Consider the following 13,335-nt stretch of genomic DNA (forward strand, 5'->3'; position numbering starts at 1 on the left):
GTCAAGCGGCTCCTTGAGCGGCCAGCTCCTGATCCACCCAGTCGTATCCCGTCTGCTCCAGCTCAAGGGCCAGCTCCCGTCCACCGGTGCGCAGGATCCGGCCTGCCGCCATCACATGCACATAGTCCGGGGTGATCTCGTCGAGAAGACGTTGGTAATGGGTGATCAGCAGCGTGGCGTTGTCTTCCGTCGCCAGCTGGTTCACACCACCGGCCACGATGCGCAGGGCATCGATATCCAGGCCGGAATCGGTTTCATCCAGGATCGCCACCACGGGCTCCAGCAGCGCCATCTGCAGAATCTCGTTGCGCTTTTTCTCGCCCCCGGAGAAGCCTTCATTCACGCTGCGCTCAAGGAAGGCAGGGTCCATCTGCACCACCTTGAGCTTGTCGTGCACGTGATCCTCAAAGGCAAAGGTGTCGAGTTCCTCTTCCCCCTGTTTTTCGCGCCGGGCGTTGGTGGACACCCGCAGGAATTCCAGGTTGCTGACGCCAGGGATTTCAACGGGGTACTGGAATCCGAGGAACACCCCCAGACGGGCCCGCTCTTCAGGCTCCAGCTCAAACAGATCCTGGCCGCGATAACGAACGCTGCCGCCCGTGACCCGGTAGGCCGGATGCCCGGCCAACACCTTGGAGAGCGTGCTCTTTCCACTGCCATTGCGACCCATCACGGCATGGACTTCACCAGCCCTCACCTGCAGATTCACGCCCTTGAGGATGGGCTTGTCCTCGACGGAGGCATGCAGGTCTTGGATGTCGAGCAGCAGCTCAGCGTCAGGGCGAATCACGGAAGGCGTCGTTAAAAAACAGAGACAAGGTGGGGGAGGGAATCAGCCCACGGACCCCTCAAGTTTGAGAGCCAGCAATTTGTCGGCCTCAGCGGCAAACTCCATCGGCAGCTGATTGAAAACGTCACGGCAGAAGCCGCTGACCATCATTGAGACGGCCTCTTCAAACCCGATGCCACGGCTCTGCAGGTAGAAGAGCTGGTCTTCGGAGATGCGACAGGTGCTGGCCTCGTGCTCGATGGCTGCCTGCGGCTGCTGAGAACGGATGTAGGGATAGGTGTTCGCGGCGGCTTGATCGCCGATCAGCATCGAATCGCACTGGCTGTAGTTGCGGGCGCCCTTGGCATTGGGCCCCATCTGCACAAGACCGCGGTAGCTGTTGCTGGATCGGCCTGCACTGATGCCCTTGCTCACAATCGTGGAGCGGGTGCGCGGTCCGACATGGACCATCTTGGTGCCGGTGTCGGCCTGCTGGCAGTTGTTGGTGAGGGCAACGGAATAGAACTCACCCACCGAGTCAGCACCCTGGAGCACGCAACTGGGGTACTTCCAGGTGATGGCAGAACCGGTCTCCACCTGGGTCCAGCTGATGCGGCTGCGATCACCGCGGCACTGACCGCGCTTGGTGACGAAGTTGTAGATGCCGCCGACGCCGTTTTCATCACCGGCATACCAGTTCTGAACCGTGGAATATTTGATTGAGGCGTCGTCGAGGGCCACCAGTTCCACCACCGCCGCATGCAGCTGGTTGGTGTCGAACATCGGTGCCGTGCAGCCTTCGAGATAACTCACCGAGGCACCCTCTTCAGCCACGATCAAGGTGCGCTCGAACTGTCCGGTGTCGCCGGAATTGATCCGGAAGTAGGTGGAGAGCTCCATCGGGCACTCAACGCCCTTCGGAATGAAGACGAAGGATCCGTCGCTGAACACCGCTGAGTTCAGAGCGGCGAAATAGTTGTCGTTGCTGGAGACAACCGTGCCGAGGTAGCGCTCGATCAGCTCGGGATGCTCCTTGACCGCCTCACTGAAGGAGCAGAACACCACCCCGTGTTCGGCCAGCTTTTCCTTGTAGGTGGTGGCAATCGAAACGCTGTCGAAAACAGCGTCCACCGCCACGTTGCTGAGGCGCTTCTGCTCGCTCAGCGGGATGCCGAGCTTGTCGAAGGTCTCCAGCAGCTTCGGATCCACCTCATCGAGGCTGGCCTTCTTCTCCTGCTGCTTGGGAGCCGCGTAATAAACGATGTCTTGGTAATCGATCTCGGGATAACCCAGAGCAGCCCAGTCGGGCTCTTCGAGGGTGAGCCAGTGGCGAAACGCCTTGAGCCGGAACTGCAGCAGGAAATCCGGCTCCTCTTTCTTGGCCGAGATCAGGCGAACGACCTCTTCACTGAGACCCTTGGCGATCTTGTCGGTCTCGATCTCGGTGACGAAGCCGTACTTGTACGGCTGGCTAACGAGATCCCGTGTGGAGGTACTGGTCATTCAGCTCAGCCGGCGGTGGCGTTAATCGTTTCGGTGGTGATGGTCTGCGTCTTCTCAGGGCAAGCGAAGGGGTTGTCCTCGGTGAGGAAGAGCATGCAGTGGCATTCCTTGCGCTCGCGCATCGGAACGCAGGGGCAGTTCCAGAAGGCCTGGGAGACCTCGGCCTCCTTGTCTTCGTAATGGCGGCAAGGGCACAGCGCTCCGCCCAGATCGTCCTTGTGACGCGCCAGACCCTTCAGAACAACAGCGGTGACGCTGGGGTCAGCACAGAAATACGTGCCGGTGCGCTGGGCGTAGGTTTCAGCGAACTTGCGGATGACCTCCAGGCTTTCTGCTGTCGGCTCTTGAGGGGCGTCGGACATGGAAGTGGAGGGAGCGGCGAATTACGAAACCCCGCGGTTTCCTTTCTGGAAGCCTAAGCCAACAGGCCTCCGGTCAGCGGGCTCCCCATTGTGACCCTCAACACGGCCAACATGACGTGGCAATTCGATGGCATCGTGTGGGGAGGTTTCGCCTCCTCATGAGCGCCTCGGCCCCCGCCAGCACCCGCGACGCCGTGCTCTCCCTGCTGCTGGAGCGCGGGGAGGAGGACGCTGGCACCCTTGCCGATGCCGTGGGCATTTCGGTTCAGGCCATGCGGCGGCACCTGCGCTCCCTCGCCGGCAGCGGCCTGGTCTGCGCCAGCAGCAATGCCAGCGGCCCAGGTCGACCCAGCAACCGCTGGTGCCTCACCGACGAAGGACGGGCCCAGTTCCCCGACGGCAGCGGCCGCTTCGCCCTTGGCCTGCTGGATTCGATGCGCAGCCATCTCCCCGAAGCGACCGTGCGCCAGCTGCTCAATCAGCAGGCGGAGTCGAAGGCCAGCCAGTACCGGCAAAGCCTTGGCGAAGCCTCCCTGGAGGCTCGCCTCGAACACCTGGCACGGCTGCGGCGCGACGAGGGCTATGTGACCGTCTGCAGCCGGGACGACGACGGCGTGAGTTGGCGGCTCGAGGAGGCCCACTGTTCGGTGCAGCGCATTGCTGAAGAATTTCCTGCGGTCTGCGACCAGGAATTGCTGCTGATTCGCCGCACCCTGCCGGACTGCCGGGTGGAACGGGTGCATTGGCGGCTCGAGGGCGGCCACGCCTGCGGCTTCCGCATCACTCCCTTGGCGCAGGGCTGATGGCCATCGACCGCGCCGCGATTGAACGCATCGACTCCACCCTGCTGCCCCAGCTCGATCGCCATCACCTGCGGGTGCTGAGCCACTGCCTGGACAGCTTTCAATCCATGGCCGCTCCAGGGAGCACTGGAGCAATCCCCGACGAAAATCAACGGCGCCGCTGGTGCCAGCAGCAACCCGTGGTCGCTGACGATCCGGCATTCCTCGACACCTTGCTGCTGCAGCTCAATGCTGCCGCCGATCAGCTGGAACAACTGGCGCTTGAGCTGGGCAAGCCTCCATTGGCGCTGACCCTCGACGATCTGATCAGCGCCGCCGAAGCCCGCTGCCGTGGCTGACATGACCGTCGGGGGTGGCCTGGCTGCCGTGACTGACCTGGTCGGGCTGCCATCATCACTTCACTTCCTCAACGCCGGCAATGCTTGAGATCTCGGACGCCCTCAGCTTCTTTCGTCTGAGCTGTGGCCGCTGGACCTCACAGCGCAGCCAGCACCACCTGCTGCATCGCCGCGCCGAAGCCGGCGCCTCCTTCATCGTTGTGGAGGAACTGCTCAAGGGCGACGAACGCCTTGCGGAGATCGCCGAACGCAACAACGCCAGCGTTGAGCAGATCGTGGGGGGCTGCTGGGTGCGCTGGAGCGGATCGATGGCCTGGGATCGGGCCGGTGAATCCCACGAAGACCAGACCATGTTCGGACTGATCCCCGAAGACGAAACGGGACGACGGGGACTGCTGCTGCGGGATCGCGGTTACGCCGAGAAAGCGCCGGTGGCGGGTCAGTTCCGCATGGATGACGAAAACGGCCTGATCCTCACGACCGACTACGAAATGATGAGCTCCCTGGAGCGCTTCTGGTTCGCCAGCGAGAACGTGCGGCTGCGCACCAGCACGGTGCAGGGGCTCTCCAACAACGCCTCCTTCTGCATCGAGACCCGGCAGCTGGACGATGTTGATCAGCCCAGCCCAGCCATAGCTACGAGTGGGGCCGCCCTCGCTCCCTTCGGCTGGTAAGCGGAAGTACTTAGAGAAAGTATTACGGCATGTAATCGCTGCAACAGCAGCTGAAGAGCACAAGACCCATCACTTCTACGATCGCGGGCAGTGGATGCTGTAGCTCGCGTGGCCATTCCTCTTCTGGAGTACGCACCGACCACCCAAAACGCTCGGGTGGCCGCGCTGCGGATCAAGTCCGACGACTCACCTCGGGCCAACTCCATGGACATCGCCATGGATCCGGACAACCTGAGGACGGCGATCGAAAGTGCGTATCGCCAGATCTATTTCCATGCTTTCAAGTCCGACCGGGACGTGAACCTGGAATCCCAGCTCAAGAACGGTCAGATCACCGTTCGCGACTTCGTGCGTGGCCTCTGCCTGTCGGACACCTTCAAGCGCAGCTTCTATGGCATGAACAGCAACTACAAGGTGGTGCGCCACCTTGTGGAGAAGCTGCTGGGCCGCAAGAGCAACAAGTCTGAGGAGATCGCCTGGTCGATCGTGATTGCAACCAAGGGCGTTGAAGGCCTCGTGGATGTCCTGCTGGACAGCAGCGAGTACCTCGATGCCTTCGGCTACGACACGGTTCCCTCGCAGCGCAACCGGGTCCTGCCTGGTCGTGACCTGGGAGACACTCCCTTCAACATCACGAGCCCCCGCTACGACGAGTACTACCGCGGCATCCTGGGCTTCCCCCAGATCGTTTACGCCGGTGGCCCCGCCAAGAAGGTTCCCGCCCGTGCCAAGCGCATGCGTGGCGGCTTCCCTCAGGATTACCTCCCCTGGGTGGCAGAAATGGCCAATGCCCGTGGCTCCGCACCCAGCGGCAACGCCGACATGGACTACATGTCGAAGGTGCCCTACCGCAGCATCGGTCGCTGAATCCGGCCCCAAACAACTTCAAAAAAGCGGGGCTTCGGCTCCGCTTTTTTTGTTTCTCTGACTGTGATCCCCGGGATCGACGTACGCCCAGTGGTCAGCATCCACTGACCCTTGGCCGCTTCACGCTTCGAAAAGGAATTTTTCGGATCACAATGATCCCGAACGAAACCTGGAGTTTTTAGACGTGTCCCAAACCCTGTCATCCCTGGCACGTCTCACCCTTCGTCAACTGCGTCAGATCGCCAGCGACCTAGGGGTGCCGCTCTACAGCCGCAAAAGCAAGGAGACCCTGGTCGACGAGGTTGCCCAGCGTCAGCAAAAGCGTGGTGGAGATCTGAAGGCCATCGAGGCGGAACTCAACGCGCCGGCCATGGGCAGCAGCGACACCCGCGTGGTGTTCCTGCCTCGCGACCCCCAGTGGGCCTACGTGTTCTGGGAAATTTCCGACGCCGATCGCAAGGTGGCCCAGAAGGACGGCGCCAGCCGACTTTGCCTGCGCCTGGCTGACGTAACCGGCATGCAAGACGGCCATGCCCATCCCCACACCCTCCAGGAAGTCCCCGTCGACAGTCACAGCACCGAGTGGTATCTGCCCGTACCCCTCTGTGACAGGGATTACCGGGTGGAGTTGGGCTATCGCATCGGCGCCAGCTGGATGTCTCTGGCCTTCTCTTCCGTGGCCCGCGTGCCCGCTCTTCACCCGAGCGAGCAGATCCTTGATCAGTTCGTGCCCTTCAGCCTCGATGCAGCACCGGCTGAATCCGCTCCAGCTCCCGTCGCGCCGATCGAGTCGAGCAACAGTGGCCTGCACGAGCGGCTCTACCAAAGCGCCACGGTTCAGTTCCGCCGCCGTCGGGTTGGCTCGGAAGAATTCCAGGAGGGCTTTGACGTTTCCGGCGACAGCAGTGGCTTGAACGACTCGGGGGCTGGCCTCTGGGCCAGCGGCCGCAACGAGTCTGGCCTTGGTGGCGTGGCTCCCCGCCAACGCTCCTTCTGGCTGGTGGCTGACGCCCAACTGATCGTCTACGGCGCCACCGACCCTTCCGCTCGCCTGACCATCGGTGGCGAAGAAGTGCCTCTCTCCACCGACGGTACTTTCCGAATTCAGGTGCCGTTCAGGGATGGCGAGCAGATGTATGCCATCGAAGCCACGGCCTCCGATGGAGAGCAGAAGCGCAACATCACGCTCAACTTCAAGCGTGAGACCCCTGAAGACAACAGCAACCCTGCCAGCGAAGCCCGCGCCGAGTGGTTCTGAACCCTTCCGATTCCAAAGCACCAGCAACCCTGCGCTGGTTCGTGGCCATCACCCCCCTCGCGGGGGCGATGGTCTTTCCATTGGTGGTGCCTTTGGTGATGGCCCGGGTGGGCATCGGAGCCGGTGTGGGCGTCGCCCTTGTTCTGAGTGGACTTTGGTTTGTGGCGATGCTGAAGACATCGGAGATGCCCCACTGACGATCGGGGAACTCTGATCAAGGCAGGCTCTTGGTCTCGATGCTGAAGAACACGCTGGGATGGGTAGCTGCGGCACTTGTCTGCGGTGGCTGCAGCCAGGCGGGCATGGTCGTGGGCACAGCTCCGGCAGGGCTGGCAATGCCCGAGCAGATCAATGTGGTCTTCAATCACAACCCCAGATCGCGTTACCGCTCACCCCTGACAGGGGAATGGCGCGATGGTGACGACATGGAGGCATGGCTGATTGAAGCCATTGATGGCGCCAACGAGGAAGTTCTGGTGGCTGTTCAAGAGCTCAGTCTTCCAAAGATTGCCCAAGCGTTGATCGCTGCACAACAGCGAGGCGTTCACGTTGCCGTGGTGCTGGAAAACAATTACCGCCAGGCCTGGAGTGAGCAACGACCCAGCCGGTTGAACAAACGGGAACGACAGCGCTGGCATCAGTTGAACCGCTTGGCCGACAGCGATCGCAACGGCACCACCACTGCGGACGAAGCAGTCCAAGGTGATGCCGTAGCGCTACTCCAAGCAGCGAACATTCCACTGATTGACGACACCGAAGACGGCAGCAGCGGCAGCGGCCTGATGCACCACAAGTTTCTGGTGATCGACCAAACCACAGTGATTACAGGCAGCGCCAATCTCACCAGTTCTGGCCTTCATGGTGATGCGGGCCGGCCATCCAGCCGCGGCAATGTGAATCACCTTCTGCGGATCAGCAGCCCTGAGCTGGCCCTGGTGTTCCGCCAGGAATTCGTCCAGATGTGGGGCGATGGCCCCGGCGGCAAGCAGGACAGTCGCTTTGGCCTGCAGAAGGCAAAAGGGAGCGTGCAAACCGTGCAGGTAGGCAACATCCACGTGGATGTGCTGTTTTCACCCCATCCCAGGAGGGATAGCAATCACGGGCTCAACTTGTTGGCAGAGCAGCTGAAAGCCGCAAAAAAGAGCCTTGATATGGCCCTGTTTGTGTTTTCCGCGCAGCAACTCACCAACGTGCTGCAGGAGAAGGTCGAACAAGGCGTGGAGATCCGGCTGGTCGCCGATCCTGGGTTTGCGAGCCGCCCCTTCTCTGAGGTGCTCGATCTGCTGGGGGTGAGCCTTCCAGATCACACCTGCAAGGTGGAAGCGGGTAATCAGCCGTTGGATCAAGCCCTCAAAGGCGTCGGCACTCCCCGGCTTGCCCGTGGCGACAAACTGCACCACAAGTTCGCTGTGATCGATAACAAGACCGTGATCACGGGATCATTCAATTGGTCGCCTTCAGCAGCACACACCAACGATGAAACCCTGCTGGTGATCCACTCACCGCAACTCGCCAAACACTTCACCCGTGAGATGGATCGACTTTGGGAGAGCGCTGAACTGGGGATCACACCACACATCCAACGCAAACTTGAGCGTCAAAAGATTCGATGCGGAGACGGAGCAACGAGACGGTAAGGAGAACTGGCTTAGCCTTAAACTCAAGCAAGCGCAAGAACATGTAGTGGCTGGTTTTGGAGGCGCAGCAGATGGCAAAGCAGGAAAATCAACTAAAAAGCCGCAACTGAACTTTCAGAAATGGTTCAACCAAGCCATTTATTCTCACAAGACAGGCCGGCTCAGAGAAGCCGAAGTGATTTACAAAAAAATGATCACCGCAGGAACATCTGATCCTGCAGTTTTTTGCAATCTTGGAATCCTTTGCAAGAACAGCGGCCGAATTAACGAAGCCCTGGAACACTATGAACAAGCTCTGAAATTCGAGCCTGAAGACCCCCAAATTTACAGCAACATCGGAAATCTATACCGGGACATCGGAAAGCTTGATCAAGCCCTGAAATTCACACTGAAATCACTCGACCTTGATCACGAGTCATCTACTGTCCAGATGAATCTCGGCAGTATTTACAGAGACCTCGGAGAAACAGACGAAGCGCTAACAGCCACCATCAAGGCCATTGAATGCGATGAAGGCAACATCGAAGCGCTGCAGAACCTGAAAAACCTTGCCAGTGACATCAAGGTCAACATATTCAACAGAGACTCCGCCAAACAAGCCTACGGAAAGCTTCTCAAGTGCAATGACTTTTCCCATCGCAAAATCGGCCAACTCTTTATACAAGTCCACCTCGAAGACATCCAATCGGCCGCAGGTTCAAACCCAATCATCTCAGACCAAAATCAGGCCTTTCATCGCCTCGCATCAGACTGGAGGTTCAGAACAGCGCTGACCTTACTGATCCCAACCCACAAGGAGACAGAGGAATTCCTCACACGCCTAAGAAAAGAATTCCTGGCGCACATCAAAAACCACAGCTCCACACCCCCAGAGCTCAAACCCCTGCTGGAGGCGCTTGCGACACAATGCTTCCTCAACGAATACGTCTATTGGCAATCAGATGAGGAGCGACAATGGATCGATGATCTGATTAAAGACACAAGGAAAAGCAAAAAAGCCTTCAATCAAACCTTGCCCATGATTGGCTGTTATCGACCTATCCACGGCATCACCACAAAAGAAGCAATCAACTCATATCCCATCAACAGCGATGAGAGCGAAGCCTTCATCAACACCCAATTCAATGAGTTCGAAACAGAGCAGGACATCAAAGCCCGCCTCGGCCGTAGCCAGACAATAACCAATGAGGTATCACTCAACGTACAACAGATGTACGAAGAAAATCCCTACCCTCGATACAAACACGCAGACCATACTCACCCGCTTTTTGCAAAACCAACAGCTCAGTTCATCTCCTTAGAGACAACCATTGAAAATCCCTCCTTCTGCAATGAACTCTCAAAACCCAACTCCAGCCCAAAGATCTTGATCGCCGGATGCGGAACGGGCAACCAAATCATTAACGCCAGTCGCTATAAAAATGCGCAAATCACGGCAATTGATATCAGCACCAACAGCCTGGCCTACGCAGCAAGAAAAGTTCAGGAGGCCAACATGCGTAATGCTCGGCTCCAGCAACTGGACATCCTGGATGCCAATCAGCTTCAAGACATCTACGACGTGATTGAGTGCAGCGGGGTGCTGCATCACATGCAAAACCCCGCCGAGGGCCTAGCAGCACTGAACAGCAAACTCAAGCCGGGAGGCTATTTCAAGATTGGTCTATACAGCAAACTTGCCAGACAGAAAGTCTCTGCAGCACGAAAACTGATCAAAAACCTGGGCATTCAAAGCACACCAGAAGGCATCAGAGATTTTCGCAAGCAAGTGTTTGACGATGATCAGCACGAACTAAAAGATTTATCTGAACTTGCGAGTGACTTCTATTCGCTCTCCGAGTGTCGCGACCTTTGCTTTCACGTTCAGGAGCATCAGTTCACCACCGAGACCCTGGAAAAACTTTTAGAGGCCGAGCACTTGGCATTTTGCGGATTCATGCTTCCGAAATCCATCAAAGCTGCTTACCAGCACTGCTTCCCCGAAGACTCCAATGGCACCTCACTCAGCAACTGGGGTGAATTCGAGAGCAACAATCCATCAACTTTTCAAAGCATGTATCAATTCTGGGCCTACAAACCTTTGTAGGAAGATTCGCGAAGGCAAACGAAGACCAAAGCAACCAATGACAAAACCACCTATTGCTATCAACGAACTGAAACGAATGATTTTTCTGGCCTGAGACGAGCAGATCATTCGGAGGCTTTCATCATCAAGGCATCGTCCAGTACTTCGCTGATTGATCGTCCAAACGATTGATTGGCTCAACTGCACAAAAGAACGCCAGACTGGTTTCATGACATCCACGATCACGCGCGTCCTGCTGCTGCTCGCCATGGCCAGTCCCGCGACCGCGGCTGAGCCCTACGAGCCCTGGCCCACCAAGGATCAACTCAGCAGCATTGAACAGGCCGCCTATGCCTGCTCCCGCGACAACTCAACGCAAGCCTGCAGGCTGGTGCGTCAGCTCGCTGACCCTTTGATGGATCACTCCAGGTTGCCGGGGCTCTGCAAAGACGTGCTGTGGTCCCTGATGGATGAAGCCAAGGTTGCCAACAGCAACGACTTTCGCCGTAAGGACGCCATCACAAACACCGCCCGGCGGATCCCAAGGGTTTGCGCCGAGCCGGTAATGAAAAAGGGAAAGCCCAAATCGCGTCAGGCCTGAGCCTGACGGGCATCAATCAAAGTCGAAACTGAACCGCTGGCCCTGCATCAGGGTGGCCACCTCACCGCGAACGGCATCCAAGAGCGCAACGCTGACGTCGGGGTGCTTCTTGATTTCGTCCACAAACATCTGCACGTCGGCAGCGGTCAGTCCGTGGTTTGTGATTCTGGAATCCACCTTGCCGCGAAACGTCTCGAGAAGACTGAGTTGATCAGCGTCGAGTGGCTTGGAACCGGGATGGGTGACGTCCATCGAAGAAACAGAAGCGATCAGTGGGATGTCTCCGAATCGCCGAGCAGGTCGAGCAGGGTCTCGGATGTGGCGATCATGTCGCCCATGCTGAGTTCGCTTTCCTGACCAGCAATTTCGGAGGCCAACTCACACGCGGTGGAGGAGTAGCCCGAGACATCACAACTGTTGGACAATCTCAAGATGGCATTGGAAAACTTGCCGCGCAGGCATTCTTCCGAACCTGACTGATTGATTACAGCATTGGCAGCAGTCACAGCCTCCTGAGAGGCCTCCGGCAGGGGAAGGGCCCGTTTCCAGCTTTGCGATGCGTCCACTGAGGTGGATGTGCAAGCTGTGCCGACGATCAACAGCAGCAGCAGGCGATGCATGGTCGTCGCAATAGGTGCGGGTCAGAGGGTAGCGGCGTCAACTGGTCGCGACCGACGCCATGCAAATGGATTTCCATGTTTAGGTTCCGCATACAGACCCCTCCGTCGTGATGACCACCTCGGCCCCTGCGGAATCGACCCAACGCCAGGTGCCCCTGGCCACCCCTTTCACCGACCAAAAGCCAGGGACCTCCGGCCTGCGCAAGAGCAGTCGCCAGTTCGAGGAGCCCCATTACCTGGAGAGTTTCATTGAGGCGTCGCTTCGCACGCTGCCGGGCGTGCAGGGCGGCACCTTGGTGGTGGGGGGAGACGGCCGTTACGGCAACCGCCGTGCCATCGACGTGATCCTGCGGATGGGCGCGGCCCACGGCCTCAGCAAGGTGATCGTCACCACCAGCGGAATCCTCTCCACGCCTGCCGCCTCCAATCTGATCCGGCAGCGCCAGGCCATCGGCGGCATCATCCTTTCCGCCAGCCACAACCCGGGTGGTGAGAACGGTGACTTCGGCGTCAAGGTCAACGGCGCCAACGGTGGCCCCACCCCCGCCGCCTTCACCGATGCGGTCTTCGAGTGCACCAAGACCCTGGAGCAATACACGATTGTTGAGGCTCCAGAAATCCCACTGGATGCCCCTGGTCTGCACAGCATCGGCGCGATGCAGGTGGAGGTGATCGACGGCGTCGACGATTTCGTCGACTTGATGCAGGAGCTGTTCAACTTCGATCAGATCCGCGATCTGCTTCGCAGCGACTTCACCCTGGCCTTTGACGCCATGCATGCCGTCACCGGGCCCTATGCCACTCGCTTGTTCGAGGGGCTGCTGGGGGCACCGGCGGGGAGCGTGCGCAATGGCACGCCTTTGGAAGACTTCGGCAACGGTCACCCCGACCCCAACCTCACCTACGCCCACGAGCTGGCGGAGCTGCTGCTCGAGAGCGACGACTACCGCTTCGGGGCTGCCTGCGACGGCGATGGGGATCGCAACATGATCCTGGGCCAGCGCTGTTTCGTGAATCCCAGCGACAGCCTGGCGGTGCTGACCGCCAACGCCACGCTGGCTCCGGCTTATGCCGACGGCCTGGCAGGGGTGGCCCGATCGATGCCGACCAGCGCTGCTGTGGATGTGGTGGCCAAGGAACTGGGCATGGACTGCTTCGAAACGCCCACGGGCTGGAAGTTCTTCGGCAACCTGCTGGACGCCGGCAAGATCACCCTCTGCGGGGAAGAGAGCTTCGGCACCGGCAGCAACCACGTGCGGGAAAAGGACGGGCTCTGGGCCGTGCTGTTCTGGCTGCAGATCCTGGCCGTGCGCCGCTGCAGCGTGGCCGAGATCATGGAGGAGCACTGGAAGCGCTTCGGACGCCACTACTACTCGCGGCACGACTACGAAGCCGTCGCCAGCGACGCCGCCCATGGCCTCTACGACCGCCTCGAATCCATGCTGCCCAGCCTGGTGGGCCAAGCCTTTGCCGGACGCAAGATCAGCACAGCGGATAACTTCAGCTACACCGATCCGGTTGATGGTTCCGTGACAACAGGCCAGGGTCTGCGCATTCTTTTGGACGACGGCAGCCGGGTGGTGGTGCGCCTCTCTGGCACAGGCACCAAAGGCGCCACAATTCGCGTCTACCTGGAGAGCTACGTGCCCAGCAGCGGTGACCTGAACCAGGATCCCCAGGTCGCCCTGGCGGACATGATCAGTGCCATCAACGACCTGGCGGAGATCAAGCAACGCACGGGCATGGACCAACCCACCGTGATCACCTGAACCCGGACCATCACGTCTGACATGCCAAAGCCACCCCTCGGGGTGGCTTTTTGCTGGCTCTTGTGGATC

At 59.3% G+C, this 13,335-nt stretch carries 15 protein-coding genes; 10 read left to right on the forward strand and 5 right to left on the reverse strand.

Features of this window, described 5'->3' with window-relative positions:
- Position 1 precedes the first annotated feature (1 nt).
- Genes sufC through SynA1544_RS12670 form a run of 3 tightly spaced genes read right to left on the reverse strand, consistent with a single transcriptional unit; the run spans position 2 to position 2,634 of the window.
- Positions 2-790 carry a Fe-S cluster assembly ATPase SufC gene (gene sufC / locus SynA1544_RS12660; RefSeq protein ID WP_115080608.1) on the reverse strand — a complete coding sequence of 263 codons (789 nt, stop codon included), beginning with the start codon at positions 788-790 and terminating at the stop codon, positions 2-4.
- Between the two features lie 42 nt (positions 791-832).
- Positions 833-2,272, reverse strand: a complete 1,440-nt coding sequence (gene sufB, locus SynA1544_RS12665; RefSeq protein ID WP_114988686.1) for a Fe-S cluster assembly protein SufB — start codon at positions 2,270-2,272, stop codon at positions 833-835.
- A 5-nt stretch (positions 2,273-2,277) separates the two neighbouring features.
- The gene (locus SynA1544_RS12670) at positions 2,278-2,634 is read right to left on the reverse strand and encodes a ferredoxin-thioredoxin reductase catalytic domain-containing protein (RefSeq protein WP_038553034.1); all 357 of its coding nucleotides are present in this window, start codon (positions 2,632-2,634) and stop codon (positions 2,278-2,280) included.
- A 158-nt stretch (positions 2,635-2,792) separates the two neighbouring features.
- On the opposite strand from SynA1544_RS12670, the gene SynA1544_RS12675 reads away from it, so the two are divergent.
- From SynA1544_RS12675 to SynA1544_RS12715, 9 genes are all read left to right on the forward strand, one after another.
- Positions 2,793-3,437 (forward strand): metalloregulator ArsR/SmtB family transcription factor, encoded by a 645-nt coding sequence (locus SynA1544_RS12675; protein ID WP_186514032.1) that lies wholly within the window; start codon positions 2,793-2,795, stop codon positions 3,435-3,437.
- The gene (locus tag SynA1544_RS12680) at positions 3,437-3,775 is read left to right on the forward strand and encodes a hypothetical protein (RefSeq protein WP_186514033.1); all 339 of its coding nucleotides are present in this window, start codon (positions 3,437-3,439) and stop codon (positions 3,773-3,775) included. The genes SynA1544_RS12675 and SynA1544_RS12680 overlap by 1 nt, the downstream gene beginning before the upstream one ends.
- A gap of 80 nt (positions 3,776-3,855) precedes the next feature.
- Complete coding sequence (locus tag SynA1544_RS12685) at positions 3,856-4,449, forward strand: phycobiliprotein lyase (protein ID WP_186496094.1); 594 nt, start codon at positions 3,856-3,858, stop codon at positions 4,447-4,449.
- A 108-nt stretch (positions 4,450-4,557) separates the two neighbouring features.
- Positions 4,558-5,316, forward strand: a complete 759-nt coding sequence (locus SynA1544_RS12690; protein ID WP_186514034.1) for a phycobilisome rod-core linker polypeptide — start codon at positions 4,558-4,560, stop codon at positions 5,314-5,316.
- A 184-nt stretch (positions 5,317-5,500) separates the two neighbouring features.
- Positions 5,501-6,574: a DUF4912 domain-containing protein gene (locus SynA1544_RS12695; protein ID WP_186514035.1), complete on the forward strand. Its 1,074-nt coding sequence runs from the start codon at positions 5,501-5,503 to the stop codon at positions 6,572-6,574.
- Positions 6,565-6,771 carry a hypothetical protein gene (locus tag SynA1544_RS12700; protein ID WP_115080616.1) on the forward strand — a complete coding sequence of 69 codons (207 nt, stop codon included), beginning with the start codon at positions 6,565-6,567 and terminating at the stop codon, positions 6,769-6,771. The genes SynA1544_RS12695 and SynA1544_RS12700 overlap by 10 nt, the downstream gene beginning before the upstream one ends.
- Positions 6,772-6,810: 39 nt before the next feature.
- A complete protein-coding gene (locus SynA1544_RS12705) occupies positions 6,811-8,211 on the forward strand; it encodes a phosphatidylserine/phosphatidylglycerophosphate/cardiolipin synthase family protein (protein ID WP_186514036.1) in 1,401 nt (466 codons plus the stop codon).
- Positions 8,165-10,297 (forward strand): tetratricopeptide repeat protein, encoded by a 2,133-nt coding sequence (locus SynA1544_RS12710; RefSeq protein WP_255477640.1) that lies wholly within the window; start codon positions 8,165-8,167, stop codon positions 10,295-10,297. Before SynA1544_RS12705 ends, SynA1544_RS12710 begins: the two co-directional genes overlap by 47 nt.
- A 208-nt stretch (positions 10,298-10,505) precedes the next feature.
- A complete protein-coding gene (locus tag SynA1544_RS12715; RefSeq protein WP_186514037.1) occupies positions 10,506-10,877 on the forward strand; it encodes a hypothetical protein in 372 nt (123 codons plus the stop codon).
- A gap of 12 nt (positions 10,878-10,889) precedes the next feature.
- Here the strand turns inward: SynA1544_RS12715 and SynA1544_RS12720 are convergent, their stop codons facing one another.
- Positions 10,890-11,129 (reverse strand): hypothetical protein, encoded by a 240-nt coding sequence (locus SynA1544_RS12720; protein ID WP_186496112.1) that lies wholly within the window; start codon positions 11,127-11,129, stop codon positions 10,890-10,892.
- A 17-nt stretch (positions 11,130-11,146) separates the two neighbouring features.
- The gene (locus SynA1544_RS12725) at positions 11,147-11,497 is read right to left on the reverse strand and encodes a hypothetical protein (protein ID WP_186514038.1); all 351 of its coding nucleotides are present in this window, start codon (positions 11,495-11,497) and stop codon (positions 11,147-11,149) included.
- A 110-nt stretch (positions 11,498-11,607) separates the two neighbouring features.
- Between SynA1544_RS12725 and SynA1544_RS12730 the strand changes: the two genes are divergently transcribed.
- Positions 11,608-13,266, forward strand: a complete 1,659-nt coding sequence (locus tag SynA1544_RS12730) for an alpha-D-glucose phosphate-specific phosphoglucomutase (RefSeq protein WP_186514039.1) — start codon at positions 11,608-11,610, stop codon at positions 13,264-13,266.
- The last annotated feature ends 69 nt before the right edge of the window (positions 13,267-13,335 follow it).

It is taken from the genome of Synechococcus sp. A15-44, assembly GCF_014280115.1.
Taxonomy (GTDB): domain Bacteria; phylum Cyanobacteriota; class Cyanobacteriia; order PCC-6307; family Cyanobiaceae; genus Parasynechococcus.